The organism is Isoptericola sp. MSGPD8_1_ISO-PGPR-S23-394, from assembly GCF_058072785.1.
Map to the genome: position 1 here is coordinate 1834880 of NZ_CM176517.1, position 21439 is coordinate 1856318.

Below are 21439 nucleotides of genomic sequence, written 5' to 3' on the forward strand. Positions count from 1 at the left end.
CGCCGGCAGAGGTGTCGGCGCGGCTCCGTAGGCTGCTCCCATGGACCTGTTCGACTCCACGACGACCGGCGCCCACGGCACCCCGGTGACGGACCGCCCGGGCGGCCCCGGGGCGCCGCTGGCCGTGCGCATGCGGCCGGCGACGCTCGACGAGGTCGCCGGCCAGGCGCACCTGCTGGTGCCGGGATCGCCGTTGCGGCGGCTCGTGGGGCCGTCCGACGACTCGGCGCACCGGGCGGCCCCGGGGTCCGTGATCCTCTGGGGCCCGCCCGGCGTGGGCAAGACCACCCTCGCCTACCTGGTGGCCACGAGCTCCGGCCGGCGGTTCGTGGAGCTGTCCGCCGTGACGGCGGGGGTCAAGGACGTGCGTCAGGTGATCGAGGACGCGCGCCGTCGGCTCGCCACCGGCGGCGAGGAGACGGTGCTGTTCATCGACGAGGTGCACCGCTTCTCCAAGACCCAGCAGGACGCCCTGCTGCCCAGCGTCGAGAACCGCTGGGTGACGCTCGTGGCCGCGACGACCGAGAACCCGTCGTTCTCGGTCAACTCCCCGCTGCTGAGCCGTTCGCTCCTGTTGACCCTCAAGCCGCTCACGGCCGACGACGTCCGCGCCCTCGTGCGCCGCGCCGTCGCCGACGAGCGAGGGCTCGGCGACGCCGTCGTGCTGGCCGGCGACGCCGAGGACCAGCTGGTGCGCATGGCCGGCGGGGACGCCCGCAAGGCGCTGACGGTCCTGGAGGCGGCGGCCGGGGCGGTGCTCAGCGACGCGCGGGACGACGGTGCGGGCCAGGGTGGCGCGGCTGCGTCGCCGGTCACCGTGGACCTGGAGGCCGTGGAACGGGCGGTCGACGTCGCCGCCGTGCGCTACGACCGGGACGGCGACCAGCACTACGACGTGATCTCCGCGTTCATCAAGTCGATCCGCGGCTCCGACGTCGACGCGGCCCTGCACTACCTGGCCCGGATGATCGCGGCGGGGGAGGACCCCCGGTTCATCGCCCGCCGGCTGGTCATCTCCGCGGCGGAGGACGTCGGCATGGCCGACCCGTCCGCCCTGCAGACGGCCGTGGCGGCGGCGCAGGCGGTCCAGCTCATCGGGATGCCGGAGGGGCGGATCGTGCTGGCCGAGGCGGTGGTGCACCTCGCCTCGGCGCCGAAGTCGAACCGCGCCTACGCCGGGATCGGTGCTGCGCTGGAGGACGTCCGTGCCGGCCGGGCCGGCGTCGTGCCCGCGCACCTGCGCGACGCGCACTACGCGGGTGCCGAGCAGGTGGGGCACGGCAAGGGGTATGTGTACTCCCACGACCAGCCGCACGGCGTGGCGGCCCAGCAGTACCTCCCGGACGAGCTGGTCGGGCGCCGCTACTACGAGCCGTCGGACCGGGGGTACGAGCGGCAGGTCGCCGAGCGGCTCGAGCGGGTCCGGGCGATCCTGCGCGGGGGCGACCGGTAGGACGCGGGATGCGTTAGGATGGTTCGGTTGCCCTCGCGGCGACCGCCTGGGACCTCGGCCCCGGGAACCGTCCGTCAGTTCGATCGCGGAAGGTTCCGTCGGCTGGTCCCGCACCCGACACCTCCGGCCCTCGTGGTCGGTGTGCCTCGGGTGTGACCTCACCATCCCACGACAGGACAGGAAGCAACTGTGACTGCAGTCACCAAGTCGCGCCGCCAGGTGCGCCTGAGCCGCAAGCTCGGCATCCCGCTGACGCCGAAGGCCGTCAAGCACTTCGAGAAGCGGCCGTACCCCCCGGGCGAGCACGGCCGCGCCCGCCGCCGCACCGAGTCCGACTACGCGGTGCGTCTGCGCGAGAAGCAGCGTCTGCGCGCCCAGTACGCGCTGCGCGAGAAGCAGCTCCTCAAGGTCTACGAGGTCGCCCGCAAGCACCCCGGTCTGACCGGTGAGGTCATGGTCGAGGACCTCGAGACCCGCCTGGACGCCCTCGTCCTGCGCAGCGGCTTCGCCCGCACGATCCTGCAGGCGCGCCAGGCCGTCACGCACCGCCACATCCTCGTGGACGGCAAGATCGTGGACCGCCCGTCGTTCCGCGTGAAGCCCGGCCAGACCCTCCAGGTCAAGGCCAAGTCGCAGGCCACGACGCCGTTCCAGGTCGCCGCCGCCGGCGCCCACCGCGACGTCCTGCCGGAGCTCCCGGGCTACCTGGACGTCAGCCTGGAGAAGCTGTCGGCCACGCTGACGCGTGCCCCGAAGCGCGCCGAGGTCCCCGTCACCTGCGAGGTCCAGCTGGTCGTCGAGTACTACGCTCGCTGATCCCGCTGCACCATGGCACGCCGGACGCCCCGCCCCCACCAGGGAGCGGGGCGTCCGCCGTATAGGGTGGCCGAGCACCCGATCGAGGAGATGACTGATGTCCGTTGGGGACGTGGCGGGCCTGGTCGCCGCCTTCGCGTTCGTGCTGCTCGTCGGATTCCTGGCCGTTCCGCTGGTCAAGCTCGGCAAGGCCTTCGACGAGACGACGCGTTCCATCCGCGAGCTCACCGAGCACTCGGTGCCGATCCTGGACGAGGCGGCCACCACGGTGGCCTCCACGAACGACCAGCTCGTCAAGGTCGACACGATCACGACGTCCGCGGCACAGGTCAGCGAGAACGTGTCCGCGCTCACCGGGCTGTACGCCTCCACGCTGGGCCGCCCGCTGGTCAAGGTCGCCGCCTTCTCCTACGGGGTGCGGCAGGCGTTCGGCAGGGCCTGGCGCCGGCAGGCCTCCGACGACGGCGGTGACGCCCGGTGATCCGTCGCCTGTTCTGGGTCGGGGTCGGGGTCGGGGTCACCGTCACGGTCGTCGTGATCCGCCAGGGCCGTCGCGTCGTGGCGCGCTACACCCCGGAGGCGGTCGTCGACCGTGCGGCGGAGCTCGGTCGGACGGCGTCACGCCGGACCGGGACGTTCCTGGGCTCGTTCCGTGCCGAGTTCGCCGCCGCCCGGGACGCGCGCGAGGCCGAGCTGGTCGCGGCGCTGCTGGCCGAGGGCCAGCCGCACCCGGACGACGTGCGTTCCGCGCGCGAGACGTCCCGCGGCCGCCACGCCGCGCGCGCCGGCGACGCCGGTGCCGACCCGGAGGCCCAGATCGAGGCCGACGAGGACGAGCTCGGGTATTCGTTCTGAGCCGCGCCCGTGCCGGGGGATAATCCTGGGCAGGGCCGCCTGACCGTCGTCGGGCACATTCGACCACTTCACGAAGGACATCATGCGTACCGCCGAGATCCGCAAGCGTTGGCTCGACTACTTCGAGTCCAAGGGGCACACGATCGTGCCGAGCGTCCCCCTGGTCTCGCCGGATCCGACGATCCTGTTCACGATCGCCGGCATGGTGCCCTTCATCCCGTACATCCTGGGCACCGAGAAGGCGCCGTGGCCGCGCGCCGCGAGCGTGCAGAAGTGCATCCGCACCAACGACATCGAGAACGTGGGCCGCACGACCCGGCACGGCACGTTCTTCCAGATGAACGGCAACTTCTCGTTCGGCGACTACTTCAAGCGCGAGGCCGTCGACTTCGCCTGGGACCTGCTGACCTCCGACCAGGCATCGGGCGGCTACGGCCTCGACGGCGACCGGCTGTGGGTCACGATCTGGGAGAAGGACGACGAGGCCTACGACGCCCTGACCCAGGGTGTCGGGCTCGACCCGCGGCACATCGTGCGCCTGCCCCGCGAGGAAAACTTCTGGGACACCGGTCAGCCCGGACCGGCGGGACCCTGTGCCGAGTGGCACTACGACCGTGGCCCGGCCTACGGGCCCGAGGCCGAGGGCGGCACCGTGGACCCCGGCGGCGACCGGTACCTGGAGATCTGGAACCTCGTGTTCGACCAGTTCGTGCGCGGCGAGGGGCAGGGCAAGGACTACCCGCTGCTCGGTGAGCTCGAGCACAAGAGCATCGACACCGGTGCCGGCCTGGAGCGCATCGCCTACCTGCTGCAGGGCAAGGAGAACCTCTACGAGATCGACGAGGTCTACCCCGTCATCCAGACCGTGGAGGAGATGTCCGGCAAGCGGTACGGCGCGGACGGCGAGGACGACGTCCGGATGCGCGTCGTCGCCGACCACGTGCGCTCGGCGCTCATGGTCATCGGCGACGGCGTGAGCCCGTCGAACGAGGGGCGCGGCTACGTGCTGCGGCGACTGATCCGCCGTGCGGTGCGCTCGGTGCGCCTGCTCGGTGTCGAGGACGAGGCGCTCCCCGCGCTGCTGCCGGTGTCGAAGGACGCGATGAAGGCCTCCTACCCGGAGCTGGAGACCGAGTTCGCCCGGATCAGCCAGGTCGCCTATGGCGAGGAGGAGGCGTTCCGGCGCACCCTGACCTCGGGCACCACGATCCTGGACACCGCGGTCTCCCGCGCGAAGAAGCAGGCCGACGGCGGTCCGGCGGTCCTCGGCGGCGACGAGGCGTTCCGGCTGCACGACACCTACGGGTTCCCGATCGACCTGACGCTCGAGATGGCGGCCGAGCAGGGCGTCCAGGTCGACGAGAAGGCGTTCCGCTCCCTGATGACGGAGCAGAAGCAGCGAGCGCGCGCCGACGCCCTGGCGAAGAAGACCGGCCACGCCGACCTGCGCGCCTACGAGTCGCTGCAGAAGGACCTCAGCTCCCCGGTGGCGTTCCTCGGGTACACGGACACCCAGGCCGCGGTGCACGTCGAGGGTCTGCTGGTCGACGGCGTCCCGGCGCCGACGGCGACCGCCCCGGCGGACGTCGAGATCATCCTGGACCGCACCCCGTTCTACGCGGAGGCGGGTGGCCAGCTCGCCGACCAGGGCACGATCGCGCTGGACACGGGAGCGATCGTCGAGGTCGACGACGTCCAGCGCCCGGTCGCGGGCCTGTCCGTGCACCGGGGGCGGCTCGTGGAGGGCACCGTGACCGTCGGTGACCCGGGCACGGCCACGATCGACGCGGGTCGTCGGTTGGCGATCAGCCGCGCGCACTCGGCCACGCACATGATCCACAAGGCGTTGCACGAGCTCGTCGGCCCGGACCGGACCCAGGCCGGCTCGGAGAACGCCCCGAGCCGCATCCGGTTCGACTTCCGTTCGCCCTCGGCGGTGCCGTCCTCGGCGCTGTCCGAGATCGAGGAGCGGGTCAACTCCCGGCTCACGGAGAACCTCGAGGTCACCGAGGCGACGATGTCGCTCTCGGCGGCGCGCGAGCTGGGCGCGATGGCGTTGTTCGGCGAGAAGTACGGCGACAACGTGCGCGTCGTGTCCATCGGCGGCGACTGGTCGCGCGAGCTGTGCGGCGGTACCCACGTGCGTGCTACCGGCGAGCTCGGGCGGGTGGCGCTGCTCGGTGAGTCGTCCATCGGCTCGGGCGTGCGTCGCGTCGACGCCCTCGTGGGGGACGGGGCGTACGGCTTCCACGCCAAGGAGCACGCCCTGGTCGGCCAGCTGACGGGCATGCTCAACGCGCGCCCCGACGAGCTCACGGAGCGCGTCGGGTCGCTCGTGGCGCGACTGAAGGAGACCGAGAAGGAGCTGGCCGGCCTGCGGCAGGGCCAGCTCCTGGCGGTGGCCGGTTCGCTGGCCTCCGGTGCGCCGCACGTGGGCGACGTCCGCGTGGTCGCGCACGACGCGGGCACGGTCGGCTCGGCGGACGACCTGCGGGCGCTCGCGCTCGACGTGCGCGGTCGGCTCGGTGACGCCGCCCCCGCGGTGGTCGCCGTGGCCGGGGTCGCGAACGACCGTCCGCTCGTGGTGGTCGCGACCAACGCGGGCGCCCGCGACGCCGGGCTGCGCGCCGGGGACTTCGTCAAGTCCGCGGCCAAGGTCCTCGGCGGTGGCGGAGGCGGCAAGCCGGATCTCGCCCAGGGTGGCGGCTCGGACGCCACGGCGGTGCCGCAGGCGCTCGAGGGCGTGTTGGCGGGCGTGCGCGAGACCGTCGGTGCCTGACCTGCCGCGCGGTGCCCGGCTCGGTGTCGACGTCGGCAAGGCCCGGATCGGTCTGGCAGCCTCCGACCCGGACGGGTTGATCGCCTCTCCCGTGGAGACGGTCCCACGGGTCCTCAAGGTGCCGACGTCGGCGGAGGGCGGTCAGACCGTCACCGCCGACGTCGCGCGCATCGCCGCCGAGGCGACCGAGAGGTTCGCGGCGGTCGTCTACGTGGGGCTGCCGCGCCACCTGTCGGGCCACGAGGGTGCGGCGACCGCGGACGCCCGGGGGTTCGCGGTGCGACTCGCCCGCGAGATCGCCCCTGTCCCGGTGCACCTGGTCGATGAGAGAATGACCACGGTGACGGCTCACGCCCACCTGCGTGCGGCAGGCAAGAAAACTGCCAAGCATAGACCAGTGATCGATCAGGCGGCAGCCGTTATCATTCTGCAACACGCACTCGACGTGGAGCGGGCGACGGCCGGTCGGGCCGGCGAGCACGTCGAGCCGTGAGGTACTGATGACCACTGGACGAACGACCGAAGGATGATTCCGGCGTGACGGACCTCTTCGAGCCATCGACGGCAGAACGGCCCGCGGCCCTCCCGTCGCGGGGCCGCTCCGCGGCGAGCAAGCGGGCCGCGCGCAAGCGTCGCCGTCGCCGTCAGCAGCGCACGGCCACCGTGCTGGTGCTCGTGCTCGCGCTGCTCGGTGCCGGTGGGTACTTCTTCTGGGACCGCATCAGCGGCTCGCTCGGCGGGCTCGACCTGACGATGGGGCTCGGCGGGGCGCCGGAGGACTACGAGGGGCCCGGCGTGGACCCGGTCCAGGTCATCATCCCCGAGGGAGCCACCGGCTCGATGATGGGGACCGTCCTGGCGGAGGCCGACGTGGTCGCCAGCACGGGCGCCTTCACCGAGGCGTTCGAGAGCTCGCCCGCGGCCTCGAGCATCCAGCCGGGCACGTACGAGCTGTACACGCAGATGAGCGCGGCGGGCGCGGTCGAGGCGCTGCTGACCAACGAGAAGGTCGAGACCGAGGTCACGATCCCCGAGGGCTACACCGTCGAGCAGGTGGTCGACCGCGTCGCGTCCGTCACGGAGTTCTCGCGCGAGGAGCTCGAGGAGGCGCTGGGGGACCCGAAGGCCATCGGTCTGCCCAAGGCGGCGGGGGACAGCCCCGAGGGGTGGCTGTTCCCCAAGACCTACAACGTGCAGCCCGACGACACCGCCGTCGACCTGCTGGCCACGATGGTGGACCAGACCAAGGCCGAGCTCGACTCCCTCGGGGTGGACAACGGCGACCGCCAGGACGTGCTGACCAAGGCCTCGCTGGTGGAACGGGAGGCGAAGGTCGACGAGGACCGCGGAAAGATGGCCCGCGCCATCGAGAACCGGCTCGAGCGCCAGATCAGCCTAGGCATCGATGCCGCAGTTGCCTACGGGCTCGACAAGTCGGGGCTCGACCTGACGCAGTCGGACCTCGAAGACTCGTCAAATCGCTACAACCTGCGTGTGCACTACGGTCTCCCGCCGGGGCCGATCGCCAACCCTGGTGCGGCGTCCGTCGAAGCAGTCGTTGACCCGCCGGAGGGCAGCTGGGTGTTCTGGGTAACCGTCAATCTCGAGACGGGTGAGACGAAGTTCGCCGAGACGAACACCGAGCACAACGAGAACGTCGCTGAGCTTCGTACCTGGGAAGAGGAGAACGGCTACTGATGTCCGCCGCGCGCCGTGCGGCCGTCATCGGCCATCCCGTGGGCCACTCCCTGTCACCGGTGCTGCACACCGCCGCCTATGACGCGCTGGGCCTGGAGGGCTGGCAGTACTCGGCCGTCGACACCACCGTCGACCGTCTTCCCGAGCTCGTGCGCGGCCTCGATCTCGGCTGGGCCGGGCTGAGCGTGACCATGCCGCTCAAGCACGCCGTGATGGACCTGGTCGATCACGTCGACCCGCTGGCCGGGGCCGTCGGCGCCGTGAACACCGTGCTGGTCGCCCCGTCGCAGTGCGGTGTCACGCTGATGGGGACCAACACCGACGTGCACGGCCTGGTCGAAGCCGTCCGGGAAGGCCTCGCCGAGCGGCACGGCACCCGTCAGGTGCCGGTTCGTGACGCCGTCGTGCTCGGCGGGGGAGCGACGGCGGCGTCGACGCTCGCCGCTCTCGGCGAGCTGGGCTGCACGAGCCCGCTCGTACTCGTGCGCAGCATGGCGCGCACCGCCGGGCTGCAGGAGGCCGCCGCGCGCATGGGCGTCACCCCGCGCTTCGAGGTGCTCGAGCCCGTCGCCGCGTCGGCGGCGCTCGCCCGGGCCGACGTGGTCGTGTCCACCATGCCGGCGCACGCCGCCGACCCGGTGGCGCACGCCCTGCAGGGGCAGGGCGTGCGGCCGGGCGGCGTGCTGCTCGACGTCGTCTACGACCCGCGGCCCACCGCCCTGGCCCAGGCGTGGTCGGCGAACGGCGGGACCGTCGTCGGCGGCGAGCGCATGCTGCTGCACCAGGCCGTGGAACAGGTGCGCCTCATGACGGGTCGTCCCGGGCCCGTGGCGGCCATGGACGCCGCCCTGCAGGGCGTCCTGGCCGCCGGGGCCGCCTGAGCACGGGGCGTCCGGCATCCGGCCGCCCGTCCCGCGGACCGGGACGGGCGTGAAAGAATCGCGACCATGCTGCGCTGGTTGACCTCGGGAGAGTCGCACGGTCAGGCCCTCGTCGGGGTGATGGAGGGTCTGCCCGCGGGGGTGGAGCTCGTCACCTCCGACATCCAGGACGCCCTGGCCCGCCGTCGCCTCGGCTACGGCCGTGGCGCGCGGATGAAGTTCGAGAAGGACGCCGTGCGGGTCCTGGGCGGGTTGCGCCACGGCGTCACGCAGGGCGGTCCGCTCGCCATCGAGGTCGGCAACACCGAGTGGCCCAAGTGGGTCGACGTGATGTCCGCGGACCCGGTTCCGCCCGAGGCGCTCAAGGTAGACGCCGGCACCGGCGACGAGCGCGAGATCGCGCGGAACCGTCCGCTGACCCGGCCGCGCCCCGGCCACGCGGACCTGGTGGGCATGCGCAAGTACGGGTTCGACGACGCGCGCCCGGTCCTGGAGCGTGCGAGCGCCCGTGAGACGGCCACCCGGGTGGCGCTCGGCGTGGCCGCGGCGAAGTTCCTCGAGCAGGCGCTCGGCGTCCGCCTCGTCAGCCACGTGACGTCCATCGGGCCCGTCGAGGTCCCCGAGGACGCGGACCTGCCCACGCCGGACGACGTCGCGGCGCTGGACGCCGACCCGGTGCGCTGCTTCGACGCCGCCACGAGCGAGGCGATGGTGGCCGAGATCGACGCGTGCCGCAAGGACGGCGACACCCTGGGCGGCGTGGTCGAGGTGCTCGCCTACGGCGTCCCGACCGGTCTCGGCACCTACGCCCACTCCGACCGCCGTCTCGACGCGCGCCTGGCTGCCACGCTCATGGGCATCCAGGCCATCAAGGGCGTCGCCGTCGGCGACGGTTTCCGCACCGCGCAGCGCCGCGGCTCGGCCGCGCACGACGAGATCGAGCGTGACGGCGACGGCCGGATCCGGCGCCGCTCGAACCGGGCGGGCGGGATCGAGGGCGGTATGTCCAACGGCGAGGTGGTGCGCGTCTCGGCGGCCATGAAGCCGATCTCCACGGTGCCGCGCGCCCTGGCCACCGTCGACGTCGCGACCGGCGAGGCCGTGACGGCCCACCACCAGCGCTCGGACGTGTGCGCCGTGCCGCCGGCCGCCGTCGTCGCCGAGGCGATGGTGGCGCTCGAGCTGGCACAGGCCGTGCTGGAGAAGTTCGGCGGCGACTCGGTGGCCGAGGTCCGCCGCAACGCCGAGGCCTACCTCGCCGCCATCCCGGAGCTGCTGCGATGACCGAGGCGCAGCCGCTGCTGGTGCTGATCGGCCCGCCCGGCAGCGGCAAGACGACGGTCGGCACGATCCTCGCGCGGCGGATGGCCACGGGCTTCCGGGACACCGACACCGACGTCGAGGACGCGGCGGGCAAGACCGTCGCGGACATCTTCGTCGAGGACGGCGAACCCCATTTCCGTGCGCTGGAGCGCGAGGCCGTCACGACGGCGCTGGCCACGCACGCGGGCGTGCTCGCCCTCGGCGGCGGCGCGGTGATGGACTCCCACACCCAGAGCGCGCTGGAGGGCTACGCGGCGGGCGGCGGCGTCGTCGTCTTCCTGGACGTCTCGCTCGCCCATGCGGCTCCCCGGGTCGGCTTCAACCAGGCCCGCCCGCTGCTCGTCGGCAACCCTCGGGCGCGCTGGGCCGAGCTCATGGAGGCGCGCCGGCCCACGTACGAACGCTTGGCCACGGTGCACGTGCACTCCGACGGGCGCACGGCGCACGAGACGGCCGACCAGATCCACCAGGAGGTACAGGCATGACGGTCCGGGTGACGGTGAACGGTGACCAGCCCTACGAGGTGGTCGTCGGACGGCACCTGCTCGGGGAGCTGCCCGCGCTGCTGGGGCCGGAGGTGCGTCGGGTGCTGGTCATGCACCCGGCGTCCCTGGAGGCCACGGGCGACGCGGTCCGCGAGGACCTGGTCGCGCAGGGCTACGAAGCGTTCGCCGCGGAGCTGCCCGACGCCGAGGAGCAGAAGACGGCCCAGGTCGCCGCGTTCTGCTGGCAGGTGATGGGTCAGGCCGACTTCACCCGCTCCGACGCGATCGTGTCGGTCGGCGGTGGCGCGACGACCGACCTGGCCGGTTTCGTGGCCGCCACGTGGCTGCGGGGCATCAAGGTCGTGCACGTGCCGACCACGCTGCTGGCGATGGTCGACGCCGCCGTCGGCGGCAAGACGGGCATCAACACCGCCGAGGGCAAGAACCTCGTGGGCGCCTTCCACCCGCCGGCCGGTGTGCTGTGCGACCTGGCCGCGCTCGAGTCCCTGGACCGCTGGGACCTGGTGGCCGGACTCGCCGAGGTGATCAAGACCGGCTTCATCGCCGACGAGCGCATCCTGGAGCTCGCCGCGGAGCACGCCGGCGCTCTGCGCGAGTGGGCCGGCGCCGACGCCTCCGAGGAGACCTGGGCCGTGCTGACCGAGCTGATCGAGCGCTCGGTGCGGGTCAAGGCCCGGGTGGTGGGGGAGGACCTCACCGAGCAGGGGCTGCGCGAGATCCTCAACTACGGGCACACCCTCGGCCACGCGATCGAGCTCGTCGAGCGCTACCAGCTGCGCCACGGGGCCGCCGTGGCCGTCGGCATGGTGTTCGCCGCCGAGCTGGGGCGCCTCGGCGGCAAGCTGGACGACGCCGTCGTGGACCGGCACCGCGAGATCCTCACGGCCGTCGGGCTGCCCACCACGTACCGGGGTGACCGCTGGGACCAGCTCCTCGCCGCGATGCGCCGCGACAAGAAGGCCCGCGGCGACCTGCTGCGCTTCGTCGTCCTGGACGACGTCGCCAAGCCGGTGCGCCTCGAGGGCCCCGACCCCACCGTCCTGGCCGCCGCCTACGCGGAGATCTCCAAGGAGCCGCCCGCGGGCAACCCGGGCGTGCCGGTCCAGCTCACCCCCTGAGCGCCGAGCGTTGTGGGGAGGAGATCTCCCGCCGATCCCCGTCGCGGACGGTAGATCTCATACCCACAGCCCGCGGTCACGGAGCACGTCGCGCAGCAGGTCGGCGCGGTCGGTGACCAGCCCGTCCACCCCCAGGTCGAGGAGCCGGTGCATCTCGGTGGGCTCGTCGACCGTCCACACGTGCACGTACCGCCCGGCGCGGTGCGCCGCGGCGACCGTCCGGGCGTCGACGACGGTCACGCCGTCCTCGGCCACGGGCACCTGCAGGGCGTCGACCCGGCGCAGGGCGCGGCGCACCAGCGGGGGGACCCGCAGCCGGGCGCCCACCAGGAAGCCGACCACCTCGCCGCGCCCCGCGCTGGTGGCCACGGGCCGGGACAACCGGTCCAACGTGTCCCGGCGGCGCCGGGGGGAGAACGACGTGACGCACACGCGGTCGTGGCTCCCCGTCGCCTCGATCGCCGCCGCGACCGCCTCGATGCCCGAGTCGCCCTTGACGTCGATGTTGACGCGCAGGTCCGGCCAGGTGCCCAGGACGTCCGCCAGCAGCGGCACGGGCTCCGTGCCACCGATGCGCGCCGTGCGGACCTGGTCCCAAGGCAGGTCCGCCACGAGGCCCGAACCGTCGGTGGTGCGGTCCAGCGATTCGTCGTGCAGGGCGACGGCCACCCCGTCGCGCGTGCCGTGGGCGTCGGTCTCCACGTACCGGTAGCCGAGCTCGACCGCCGCGGCGAAGGCCGCCATCGAGTTCTCCAGGTTCGCGTCGCCGTGGGAGAAGCCGCGGTGCGCCAGGGCCGCGACCGGTGGACGGACGGTGGGCCCGGGCACACCGAAGTACGGGTGCGAGGACGGTGCGGCGGCGCTCATGCCGCCACCGCCGGCAGCCGATCGGCGAGGAAGCCCATGAGGGCCTCCAGGTACTCCCGGCGCGGGCCGTCCGCCGAGAGGGCCAGGTCGTGCACCCCACCGTCGACGACTACCTGCGTCACGTCACGGCCCAGCCGCGGCGCGAGCCGGGCGATCTGCCGCGTGTCGAGCACCGTGTCCTGCCGGTCGAGGCCCGGGTTGTCGGGGCTGTCCGGGCCCGAGGCCGCGGACCGCGCGACCAGCACGGGACCGCCGAGGTCCAGGCCGCGGGCCAGACGCAGCTGCGCGCGGCGCACCGCCCGCAGCCACGCGGCACGGGCCGGCTGTCCCTCGGGCTTCTTGAGGTGCGTGTCGAAGCGCCACCGCCCGCCGTTGTCCACGTGCTGATAGGTGGCGTAGACCGAGGGGTGGGTGCTCACGACCGCCAGCGGGCGCAGCCGGCCGAGCACCCCCAGCACGCCGGTGTTGACCTGTCGGGACAGCCAGGAACCGGCCAGGTCCAGGAACGGCGAGTTCAGTACGACGGCGTCGGGCCCGTCCACCCCGCGCGCGTGCGCCCACATCGACGTGGTCAGCGCACCCGTGGAGTGGGCGTGCACCGCGACCGGCAGGTCCGGCTCGGCGGCGCGGACCTGGCGCAGCGCCGCGTCCAGGTCGACGCCGAACTCCCGCAGGGACGTGGTGAAGTGGGGCGGCATCCCCGCCTCGGCGCCGGCGTCGGCCGCCGGGCGCAGCAGCGAACGACCGGCACGCCGCAGGTCCACCGCGTAGAAGACGTGCCCCGCTTCGTGCAGGGCGTCCGCCAGATGCTCCTGGAAGAAGTAGTCGTTGTAGCCGTGCACGTGCAGTACGACGCCCCGCGGCGCGGCCGGGCGCTCGGTACGCCGCACGAGCGTCGCGGGCCCGACAGGCGCGGAGACGAAGCCGTCGAGCAGCGGGTCGGGCTCCCAGGCGGGCAGCCCGGCGGGCTCGTCGGGCGGCGGGACGTCGGGCAGCGCTGGCACGCAGGTACCGTACGTCGCCGGGCACGAGGTCCGCGCGGTGACGGCCGAGCCCGCGAGCCGCTACCCGCCGTTCACCCGGATGCGGCAGACTCGGCGCCCATGAGCGACCCCACGCCGACGAAGCCGTCGGGACCTGCGTCCGGCGACCACCCCTTCGAGGCGTTGCCGACGGCCGAACGCCGCCGTCGCGTGCGGTCCTGGGCCCTGTGGGACTGGGCCACCCAGCCGTTCAACACGGTCGTGCTCACCTTCGTCTTCACCGCCCTGTACCTCACGCAGGACTCGTTCGTCGACCCGGCCGTCGTGGCACTCGGCGAGGACGACCCGGCCTACGAGCGGGCGCTCGCGGGCCTGACGAGCGCACTGGGCGGCTGGATCGCCGTCGGCGGCGTCCTGGTCGCGCTCCTCGCTCCGGTGCTGGGCCGACGGGCGGACGTCACCGGGCGGCGCAAGGCATGGCTCGGCGCCGGCACCATCCTGCTGGTGGTGTGCATGTTCGGCCTCGGCCTCGTGCGCGCCGACCCCGCCTACTTCGTGCTGGGCGCGGCGCTGATCTCGCTGGGCAGCGTCGCCAGCGAGATCGCCGGCGTGAACTACAACGCGATGCTCACCCAGGTGTCCACGCCCCGCACGATCGGCAAGGTCTCGGGGCTCGGATGGGGGCTCGGGTACGTCGGCGGCATCGTCGCGCTCGTGGTGGTCGTCGTCGCGCAGCAGCTCGACTTCTTCGGGATGCCCACCGACGACGGGCTCGGCTACCGGGCGATCGCCGTCGGCTGCGGCCTGTGGGCGGTCGCGTTCGCCTGGCCCCTGTTCCGCAACGTCCCCGAGGCGCCGCCGGCGGCAGACCGGCCCCGGGTCGGCTTCTTCGCCGGATACGTCGAGCTGTGGCACGACGTCGTCCGGCTGTTCCGCACGTCGCGCACCACGTTCTGGTTCCTGCTGGCCAGCGCCGTCTACCGCGACGGGCTGGCCGGCGTCTTCACCTTCGGCGCGATCGTGGCGGCCGTGTCGTTCCGCTTCGCTGACGACCAGGTCATCCTCTTCGGCATCGCCGCCAACCTGCTCGCCGGGGCCAGCACGATCGTCGCGGGCCGCCTCGACGACCGGCTCGGCGCCCGCCGGGTCATCGTCTGGTCGCTCGCCGCACTGGTGACCTGTGGCCTCGTCGTCGTCGCGCTGCACCCTCTCGGTGCCGTCGTGTTCTGGGTGGCCGGGCTGGCGCTCACCTGCTTCGTCGGGCCCGCACAGACCGCTTCCCGGTCGTTCCTGGCCCGGTTGACGCCCGTCGGCCAGGAGTCGGAGATCTTCGGGCTGTACGCCACCACGGGGCGCGCCGTGTCGTTCCTGACGCCGATGCTGTGGGGCACGGTCATCGCGCTGACCGGAGCCACGATCTGGGGCGTGCTCGGCATCGTCGCCGTCCTGCTGACCGGGTTGGTCCTCATGCTCGTGGTGACCGACCGCGCCGGCGCCTGACTGCGCGCGGGCGCCGTCGGGCCCCATGACGCATCATGGGGCCATGGGCGAGGTCAGCGAGTACGTCGAGTCCCTCGACGGTGCCGCGCAGGAGGCGGTCGGCCGCATCCTAGCGCGAGCACGGTCGCTCGTACCCGACGCCGAGGAAGGCACCGGCTACGGTATGCCCGCGCTGCGCTACGGCGGCAGCCCGCTGATCAGCGTGGTCGAGACGAAGAAGCACGTCGGCGTCTACCCGTTCAGCCCATCCGTGATCGAGGCGCTCGCGGACGACCTCCGGGGGTACCACGTCACCAAGGGGTCGATCGGCTTCCAGCCTGACCGGCCGCTGCCGGACCACGTCGTCGACCGTCTCGTGGGGCTGCGTCGCGACGAGATCGACGCGATGCGGTCGTAGCGCCGGTGCCCGCGCTCGACAGGACGGAGTGCCGCCGTCGCGTCGCGGCGGCGCGCCACGCCCACCTCGCGACGGCCGATGCCGACGGCGTCCCGCACGTGGTCCCCGTGACCTTCGCCGCCCTGGACGCCGAGGACGGCACCCACCTCGTCTCCGCCATCGACCACAAGCCCAAGACGACCACCGACCTGCGCCGCCTGCACAACCTCGTGGACAACCCCCGCGCCTCGCTGCTGGTGGACGCCTACGACGAGGACTGGTCGACGTTGTGGTGGGTGCGGGCCGACGGGCCGGCGACGATCGAGACGGACGGTGCCGCTCGCGAGACGGCCCTCGATGCGCTCGCGGACCGCTACGCGCCGTACCGCCGGCGCTGGCCCTCCGGACCGCTCGTGCGGGTGCGGGTCGCCCGGTGGACCGGTTGGACGGCCGTTCAGCCGGGCTGAGCGGCGCGTGCCAGGGCCGTGGCGTGCCCCACCACGGCACGCCGCCGCGCGGCGACGTCGTCGCCCGGGGCGGCGAGCGCGCCGATGCCGGCCAGCGTCCAGGCCCCGGTGGTCAGGACGAGGACGGACAGCAGGAGCTGGCGCGCGGCGGGGAGGTCGGTGGTGGGAACGGCGGTGTGCAGGCGCTCGGCGACGGCGGAACAGACCGACAGCCGGTGCGTCGCGGCGGCGGGCGCGTCGAGCTCGAGGCTCTCCCAGGCCAGCAACCGCGCCACGTCGGGATCGGTGGTGTAGCGGTCCCAGAGCCGAGCGGTCCACGCGCCGACGGCGTCCGGGCCGCTGCCGGTGATCTCCAGCCCGTCGAGCAGCCCGTCGAGGCGGTGCACGAGCACCTGGTCGAAGAACTGACGTTTGTTGCCGAAGTACGCGTAGAGCCGCTCCTTGTTGACCCCGGCGTCGCGGCTGACGTCCGCCACCGAGGTCCCGGCGTACCCGGTGGCCGCGAAGCGCCGGCCACCGGCCTCCAGGAGCAGGCGTCGCGTGCGCGCGGTGTCCCAGGGCATGTCCTCAGGGTAGGCGTGCCGGGGCTAGACGCCAAACGCTCGGTTGGAGTAGCGTGGCGAGCATGACCAACCGATCGTTTGGAGAAAAGTCGTGAAGGCACTCGTCCTCGGAGCGCGCGGCGCCGTCGGACGTCGCACGAGCGCCGCGTTGCGACAGGGTGGGCACGCCGTCACCCCCGCGGGCCGGACCGGAGGTGACGGCGGGGCGAGGGTGGACCTGCGCGCCACCGACGGGCTCGACCGGCTGCGGCGGGCGGCCGACGGTCACGACGTGGTCGTGAACTGCTCCGGGGTGGAGGACCCGCGGATCACCGGGGCGCTCGCCGGAGCCGCCCTCGTCGACATCAGCGCCACGGCCCGCTACCTCGACGCCCTGCGCCGCGGGGCGCCTGCCGGGGTGTCCGTCGTGCTCGGTGCCGGCCTCGTCCCCGGGCTGTCCACCGTGCTGGCGACCGCGCTGGACACCGGTCGTGGCGACGAGATCGACGTCGCCGTGATGCTGGGCTCGGGGGAGAAGCACGGCCAGGCCGCTGTGGCGTGGACGGCGGGGCTCGTCGGCACGGACGTCCACGAACCGCCGGAGGGCGGCAGGGTCCGCAACCTGGTCGGTGCCCACCGGGTCGCCGGGCCGGACCGGCGGGTGCGCACGTACCTGCGCGCCGACTTCGGCGACCAGGTGCTCGTCCCGGACCGAGCCGTGCGAACCTGGCTGACGTTCTCCAGCAGCACCGCGACCGCGGTGGCCGCCCTGGTCGGCGGACCGGTCGTGGCCGCTGGTTGATCAGCTCCGCGCCGCCCCTCGGCACGGCCGACTGGAGTCTCCAGGTCACCGCACGCCGGACCGGCGAGCAACGGGTCGCTGCCGAGACCGGGCAGTCCGCCGCGACAGGTCTGCTCACCGCCCTGGCGGCGCAACGAGTCGTGGAGGCCCGGCCGGGCCGCGTCGTGACGATGGCCGACCTGGTCTCCGCCGACGCCGCGTCGGACGCCCTCGACCCGCCGTCCGCCGGTCTCAGGAGCCCGGGGCCGGAGGGACGTTGAGGTTGCCGCGGAAGAGGTTGTGCGGGTCGTAGACCGCCTTGAGCTCGGCCAGCCGGCGGCCGGTCTCGCCCGGGTAGGCGTCATCGAGCCGTGCGGGGTCCCCGTCGGGCACGAAGTTGACGTACGCGCCCGCTCGGCCGGCACGCAGCCGGTCGGCGAGGTCGGACACCCAGCCGGCGTGCCGGGCGACCTCGGCGGACGACCGTTCCGCCACGGCGACGACCCCCGTGATCGCGGCGTCGCGGTGGGCGAAGGCCGTGGCGTCCGGGTGGACGTCGGCGACGGCGCCGCCGAGCACGCGCAGCTGCACCGCGCGCATCATGGCCGTGCTCGTCTCCAGGGAGGTGAGGAGGTCGGTGGCGGCGGCCTCGTCGAGGGCGTCGGCGAAGAACGACCGGTTGCGCATCGCCATCGGCGGCCCCTCCGGCCCCACCAGAAGACCCGGGTACGGGCCCGGGGCCACCATGTCGGCGATCACGCCGCCCTCCTGCTCGCCGAGGGCGCGCAGAGGGGCGACAGCCGCGTCGGCATCGCCGACGTCACCGGACCAGCAGAGGTTGACCATGGTGATGAGGCGGCCGTGGGCCTCGGCGGGCAGGAACGGCATCGGCGGGGCGACCATGACCATGACGATGGCCGCGAGCTCGCGCGGTGCCGCCCGCAGCAGCGCGACCGCTCCCGCCACGGAGGCCGGTGTGCCGGGCAGGATCAGCGGCCCGCCGACGACGGTGCCGAGCTCGTGGACGTCGAACGTCAGCTCGGTGACGACGCCGAGGTTCCCGCCGCCGCCCCGGATCCCCCAGAACAGGTCCGGGTTCGACTCGGGGGAGGCGACCCGGACCGCGCCGTCGGCCGTGACGACCTGGGCGGACCGCAGAGAGTCGACGGTCATGCCGAGCCGCCGGGACAGGAAGCCGACGCCGCCGCCCAGCGTGATGCCGGCGACGCCGACCGTCCCGGTGTCGCCGAACGGTGTGACCAGCCCGTGCTCCGCCGTCGCGGCCGTGTAGGCGCCGGCGGTGATGCCGCCGCCGGCGGTCGCGGTCCGGGTGGCGCGGTCGACCTCGATCGCGTGCAGGTCACGCATGTCGAGCACCAGAGCGCCGTCCTGCCGACCGCGACCGAGCGCGGAGTGCCCGCCCGAGCGGACCGCGAGCTCGAGGCCGTGGTCGGCCGCGAACCGTACGGCACGGACGACGCCGGCGGTGTCGGTGGGACGGACGACGGCGCCCGGCAGGGCGTCGACCCCGCCGAGCCGGAGCTGGTGGGCGGCGGTGAAGCCGTCGGTCTCCGGCGTCAGGACGGTGGCGGTGCCGTCGAGGGCGGCGCGGAGGGTCGTGAGGGGCGGTGGGCTGGTCGTCATCGAGGCTCCTGGGGTGCGTCAGGGAGGGCGCGGATCGGTTCGACGGCAACAGGCTGATACCTCGAGCCGACTCGAGGTCAAGGCTCGGGCGGCGTGTCGTGCGCGGCGTCGTGCTGAGTACGCTCGGGTCCATGACAGTCGACGACGGCGCGCCCGTGATGATTCTCAACGGTCCCAACCTCGGCCGCCTCGGCGTGCGCGAGCCGGAGATCTACGGGCACGCGTCCATGGCCGACCTCGAGCGGGAGGCCGCGCGCTGGGGGAGCGACTTGGGACTCCGTGCCCAGGTGCGCCAGACCGACGACGAGTCCACCCTCGTCGGGTGGCTGCACGAGGCGGTCGACAGCCGGTCGCACGTGGTGCTCAACCCTGCAGCCTTCACCCACTACAGCTATGCCCTGCGGGACGCCGCCGCGCAGGTGACGACGTCGGACCTCCTGCTGGTGGAGGTGCACCTGTCGAACCCCGCGTCGCGGGAGTCGTTCCGGCACCTGTCCGTCGTGGCGGGCATCGCGACCGGGACGGTGGCGGGGTTCGGCTTCGACTCGTACCGCCTCGCCCTGGAAGCCATCGCAAACAAGCTGGCAGGCTAGATCGCCCTCACTCAAGCCCAGAGTATTGAGGATTGACGATCAAGGTTATAACCTTGAATCATGATCGTCCTGACCATCGACCAGAAGGCGAGCACCACGCGGGGGGACCTGGTGCCCGCGCTGCTCGAGCGCCTGCGGGCGACGACCGCTGCCGACGGAGCCGCGCGCGGCGTCGTGCTGCCTTTCGAACGGACCGTGGGCGACGAGGTCCAGGCGGTGCTGGCGGCCGACGAGCACGGGGCGCGACTCGCGGTCGTCGTGGTCGGCGACGTGCTGCGCGACGGCGGCTGGTCGGTCGGCGTCGGGGTCGGGGGTGTGGACCAGCCGCTGCCCGAGAACTCTCGCGCCGCCGCCGGGCCGGCGTTCGTCCGGGCGCGCTCCGCCGTCGAGGACGCGAAGGGCAGGGGCGGCTCGGTGCCGATCTCCGTCGTCGGGCCGCCGCAGGAGCCCGCCGGCACGATCGCCGGCGACGCCCAGGCTCTGCTGCGGCTCCTGGGCGCTGTCGCGGCGCGTCGGTCCGGGGCCGGGTGGGAGGCGGTCGATATGCTCGCCGAGCACCGCGGCGACGATGCTCCGCAGCGAGCCGTGGCGGCCCAGCTGGGTGTGAGCGAGCAGGCGGTGAGCCAGCGGCTGCGCACGGCGCTCTGGGCCGAGGAGGTGGCCGCGCGGCCGCTGGCTGCGCGACTGCTGCGTGCCGCCGACGCTGCCGCGACGACCGTGGACCACCGCGACGACGGGCCGCATGACGGAACCGGCGACGATCCGGACGACGATCCGGGCGGAGGTCCGGACGAGACGGAGGGGTGAGACGGTGGGGCAGGTCCTGGCGGTGACAGGCGTCTCGGTGGTGACGCTCGTGCTGAGCGTGGGGCTCGGGGCGTGGCTCGTGCCGCTCGTGCTCCGGCACGCCGAGTCGGGTCCCTCCGCGCAGGCCGAGGCGCTGGCCGTGCTCGGCAACGGCACGTGGATCGGGCTGCTGGAGCGCCTGGCCATGACGGGCACGATCCTCGCGGGCTACCCGGAGGGCGTCGCGGTCGTCGTGGCCGTCAAGGCGCTGGGCCGGCTGCCCGAGCTGCGCGAGCACCCGGTCGCCGGTGAACGGTTCGTCGTCGGGACCCTCGCCTCGCTGGTGTGGGCCGCGGCCGTCGGTCTGGCGGGCCACGCCGTCGTCCACGCGCTGTAGTATGTTCCGGGCCCTCTGTGGGCACCGAACGCTTTTCCCGACAGGCCCCGTGCCTGACCCCGAGACCCTGCCGAGGACGAACAAGAACGTGGCTACCTCCAACGACATCAAGAACGGCACCGTGCTGCGCATCGACGGGCAGCTGTGGTCGATCCTCGAGTTCCAGCACGTCAAGCCGGGCAAGGGCGGCGCGTTCGTCCGGACCAAGATGAAGAACGTGCTCTCGGGCAAGGTCGTCGACAAGACGTTCAACGCGGGCACCAAGGTCGAGACGGCGAACGTCGACCGTCGCGACTTCCAGTACCTGTACATGGACGGCACCGACTTCGTGTTCATGGACACCGACACCTACGACCAGATCATGGTGCCGGCCGCCACGGTGGGTGACGCCAAGGACTACATGCTCGAGGGCATGAGCATCATGATCGCGTCCAACGACGGTCAGCCGCTGTACGTCGAGCTGCCGTCGTCCGTCGTGCTCAAGATCACCTACACCGAGCCCGGCCTGCAGGGCGACCGCTCCACCGGCGGCACCAAGCCCGCGACGCTGGAGACCGGCGCCGAGATCCAGGTCCCGCTGTTCCTCGAGCAGGGCACGAAGGTCAAGGTCGACACCCGTGACGGGTCGTACCTCGGCCGTGTGACCGACTGACGTGGCTTCTCGGACCAAGGCGCGCAAGCGCGCCGCGGACATCCTCTTCGAGGCGGAGGCGCGCACCGTCGACCCGCTGGTGCTGCTGCAGGACCGCGTGATCGAACCGCACGCCGAGGCGTCGGTGCCCCAGTACACCGTCGAGCTCGTCGAAGGCGTCGTGGCGCACCGCGAGCGCATCGACGAGCTGCTGGAGACGTACTCGCGCGGTTGGACGGTCAGCAGGATGCCCGCCGTCGACCGCGCGCTGCTGCGGGTGGGCACGTTCGAGCTGCTCTTCAACGACGACGTCCCCGACGTGGTCGCCGTCGACGAGGCGGTGGACCTCGCCCGCGAGCTCTCCACGGACGACTCCCCGGCCTTCGTCAACGGTCTGCTGGGCAGGCTCCTCGAGATCAAGCCGACCCTGCTGGCTTGAGCGG

At 73.2% G+C, this 21439-nt stretch carries 25 protein-coding genes; 21 read left to right on the forward strand and 4 right to left on the reverse strand.

Going from position 1 to position 21439, the window contains the following annotated elements:
- Positions 1-40: 40 nt before the first annotated feature.
- The 11 genes from AC3RJ8_RS08265 to aroB all read left to right on the forward strand — a co-directional run bounded on the left by AC3RJ8_RS08265 (position 41) and on the right by aroB (position 11429).
- The gene (locus tag AC3RJ8_RS08265) at positions 41-1453 is read left to right on the forward strand and encodes a replication-associated recombination protein A (RefSeq protein WP_489715414.1); all 1413 of its coding nucleotides are present in this window, start codon (positions 41-43) and stop codon (positions 1451-1453) included.
- Between the two features lie 189 nt (positions 1454-1642).
- Complete coding sequence (gene rpsD, locus AC3RJ8_RS08270) at positions 1643-2269, forward strand: 30S ribosomal protein S4 (protein WP_407317754.1); 627 nt, start codon at positions 1643-1645, stop codon at positions 2267-2269.
- A 97-nt stretch (positions 2270-2366) separates the two neighbouring features.
- Positions 2367-2750 carry a DUF948 domain-containing protein gene (locus AC3RJ8_RS08275; RefSeq protein WP_489715415.1) on the forward strand — a complete coding sequence of 128 codons (384 nt, stop codon included), beginning with the start codon at positions 2367-2369 and terminating at the stop codon, positions 2748-2750.
- Complete coding sequence (locus AC3RJ8_RS08280) at positions 2747-3124, forward strand: hypothetical protein (RefSeq protein WP_489715416.1); 378 nt, start codon at positions 2747-2749, stop codon at positions 3122-3124. The genes AC3RJ8_RS08275 and AC3RJ8_RS08280 overlap by 4 nt, the downstream gene beginning before the upstream one ends.
- An 82-nt stretch (positions 3125-3206) precedes the next feature.
- A complete protein-coding gene (alaS, locus tag AC3RJ8_RS08285) occupies positions 3207-5903 on the forward strand; it encodes an alanine--tRNA ligase (RefSeq protein WP_489715417.1) in 2697 nt (898 codons plus the stop codon).
- A complete protein-coding gene (gene ruvX / locus AC3RJ8_RS08290; RefSeq protein WP_407317758.1) occupies positions 5896-6396 on the forward strand; it encodes a Holliday junction resolvase RuvX in 501 nt (166 codons plus the stop codon). The genes alaS and ruvX overlap by 8 nt, the downstream gene beginning before the upstream one ends.
- 44 nt (positions 6397-6440) lie before the next feature.
- Positions 6441-7601 carry an endolytic transglycosylase MltG gene (mltG, locus tag AC3RJ8_RS08295; RefSeq protein ID WP_489715418.1) on the forward strand — a complete coding sequence of 387 codons (1161 nt, stop codon included), beginning with the start codon at positions 6441-6443 and terminating at the stop codon, positions 7599-7601.
- Positions 7601-8482, forward strand: a complete 882-nt coding sequence (locus AC3RJ8_RS08300) for a shikimate dehydrogenase (protein WP_489715419.1) — start codon at positions 7601-7603, stop codon at positions 8480-8482. Before mltG ends, AC3RJ8_RS08300 begins: the two co-directional genes overlap by 1 nt.
- Before the next feature lie 66 nt (positions 8483-8548).
- Positions 8549-9766 (forward strand): chorismate synthase, encoded by a 1218-nt coding sequence (aroC, locus tag AC3RJ8_RS08305; RefSeq protein ID WP_489715420.1) that lies wholly within the window; start codon positions 8549-8551, stop codon positions 9764-9766.
- Positions 9763-10290, forward strand: a complete 528-nt coding sequence (locus AC3RJ8_RS08310) for a shikimate kinase (protein WP_489715421.1) — start codon at positions 9763-9765, stop codon at positions 10288-10290. The genes aroC and AC3RJ8_RS08310 overlap by 4 nt, the downstream gene beginning before the upstream one ends.
- The gene (gene aroB / locus AC3RJ8_RS08315) at positions 10287-11429 is read left to right on the forward strand and encodes a 3-dehydroquinate synthase (RefSeq protein WP_489715422.1); all 1143 of its coding nucleotides are present in this window, start codon (positions 10287-10289) and stop codon (positions 11427-11429) included. The genes AC3RJ8_RS08310 and aroB overlap by 4 nt, the downstream gene beginning before the upstream one ends.
- Positions 11430-11486: 57 nt before the next feature.
- Here aroB and AC3RJ8_RS08320 read toward each other — a convergent pair whose 3' ends face one another.
- Positions 11487-12296, reverse strand: coding sequence for a glycerophosphodiester phosphodiesterase family protein (locus AC3RJ8_RS08320; protein WP_489715423.1), 810 nt, complete (start codon positions 12294-12296; stop codon positions 11487-11489).
- The gene (locus tag AC3RJ8_RS08325) at positions 12293-13300 is read right to left on the reverse strand and encodes an alpha/beta hydrolase (protein WP_489715424.1); all 1008 of its coding nucleotides are present in this window, start codon (positions 13298-13300) and stop codon (positions 12293-12295) included. Before AC3RJ8_RS08325 ends, AC3RJ8_RS08320 begins: the two co-directional genes overlap by 4 nt.
- Positions 13301-13399: 99 nt before the next feature.
- On the opposite strand from AC3RJ8_RS08325, the gene AC3RJ8_RS08330 reads away from it, so the two are divergent.
- From AC3RJ8_RS08330 to AC3RJ8_RS08340, 3 genes are read left to right on the forward strand one after another with little or no spacing between them, the layout of a single operon-like run.
- Positions 13400-14779: an MFS transporter gene (locus AC3RJ8_RS08330; protein WP_489715425.1), complete on the forward strand. Its 1380-nt coding sequence runs from the start codon at positions 13400-13402 to the stop codon at positions 14777-14779.
- A 43-nt stretch (positions 14780-14822) separates the two neighbouring features.
- The gene (locus AC3RJ8_RS08335) at positions 14823-15176 is read left to right on the forward strand and encodes an iron chaperone (protein WP_489715426.1); all 354 of its coding nucleotides are present in this window, start codon (positions 14823-14825) and stop codon (positions 15174-15176) included.
- 5 nt (positions 15177-15181) lie between these two features.
- Positions 15182-15622: a TIGR03668 family PPOX class F420-dependent oxidoreductase gene (locus AC3RJ8_RS08340; RefSeq protein ID WP_489715427.1), complete on the forward strand. Its 441-nt coding sequence runs from the start codon at positions 15182-15184 to the stop codon at positions 15620-15622.
- On the opposite strand, the gene AC3RJ8_RS08345 is transcribed toward AC3RJ8_RS08340, so the two are convergent.
- Positions 15610-16185, reverse strand: coding sequence for a TetR/AcrR family transcriptional regulator (locus AC3RJ8_RS08345; protein WP_489715428.1), 576 nt, complete (start codon positions 16183-16185; stop codon positions 15610-15612). The two genes, AC3RJ8_RS08340 and AC3RJ8_RS08345, sit on opposite strands and share 13 nt — an antisense overlap.
- 91 nt (positions 16186-16276) lie before the next feature.
- Between AC3RJ8_RS08345 and AC3RJ8_RS08350 the strand changes: the two genes are divergently transcribed.
- Both AC3RJ8_RS08350 and AC3RJ8_RS08355 read left to right on the forward strand, forming a co-directional pair.
- A complete protein-coding gene (locus tag AC3RJ8_RS08350) occupies positions 16277-16966 on the forward strand; it encodes a hypothetical protein (protein WP_489715429.1) in 690 nt (229 codons plus the stop codon).
- Positions 16963-17226: a hypothetical protein gene (locus tag AC3RJ8_RS08355; protein ID WP_489715430.1), complete on the forward strand. Its 264-nt coding sequence runs from the start codon at positions 16963-16965 to the stop codon at positions 17224-17226. Before AC3RJ8_RS08350 ends, AC3RJ8_RS08355 begins: the two co-directional genes overlap by 4 nt.
- Here AC3RJ8_RS08355 and AC3RJ8_RS08360 read toward each other — a convergent pair.
- Positions 17198-18589 carry an FAD-binding oxidoreductase gene (locus AC3RJ8_RS08360; RefSeq protein ID WP_489715431.1) on the reverse strand — a complete coding sequence of 464 codons (1392 nt, stop codon included), beginning with the start codon at positions 18587-18589 and terminating at the stop codon, positions 17198-17200. The genes AC3RJ8_RS08355 and AC3RJ8_RS08360 overlap by 29 nt on opposite strands.
- Positions 18590-18720: 131 nt before the next feature.
- On the opposite strand from AC3RJ8_RS08360, the gene AC3RJ8_RS08365 reads away from it, so the two are divergent.
- The 5 genes from AC3RJ8_RS08365 (at position 18721) to nusB (ending at position 21435) form a co-directional block, all read left to right on the forward strand.
- The gene (locus tag AC3RJ8_RS08365) at positions 18721-19182 is read left to right on the forward strand and encodes a type II 3-dehydroquinate dehydratase (protein WP_489715432.1); all 462 of its coding nucleotides are present in this window, start codon (positions 18721-18723) and stop codon (positions 19180-19182) included.
- 60 nt (positions 19183-19242) lie between these two features.
- Positions 19243-19989, forward strand: coding sequence for a hypothetical protein (locus AC3RJ8_RS08370; RefSeq protein WP_489715433.1), 747 nt, complete (start codon positions 19243-19245; stop codon positions 19987-19989).
- A gap of 4 nt (positions 19990-19993) precedes the next feature.
- Complete coding sequence (locus tag AC3RJ8_RS08375; RefSeq protein ID WP_407317774.1) at positions 19994-20365, forward strand: hypothetical protein; 372 nt, start codon at positions 19994-19996, stop codon at positions 20363-20365.
- 88 nt (positions 20366-20453) lie between these two features.
- A complete protein-coding gene (efp, locus tag AC3RJ8_RS08380; RefSeq protein WP_489715434.1) occupies positions 20454-21017 on the forward strand; it encodes an elongation factor P in 564 nt (187 codons plus the stop codon).
- Position 21018: 1 nt separating this feature from the next.
- Positions 21019-21435, forward strand: a complete 417-nt coding sequence (gene nusB / locus AC3RJ8_RS08385; protein WP_407317776.1) for a transcription antitermination factor NusB — start codon at positions 21019-21021, stop codon at positions 21433-21435.
- Positions 21436-21439: the final 4 nt, after the last annotated feature.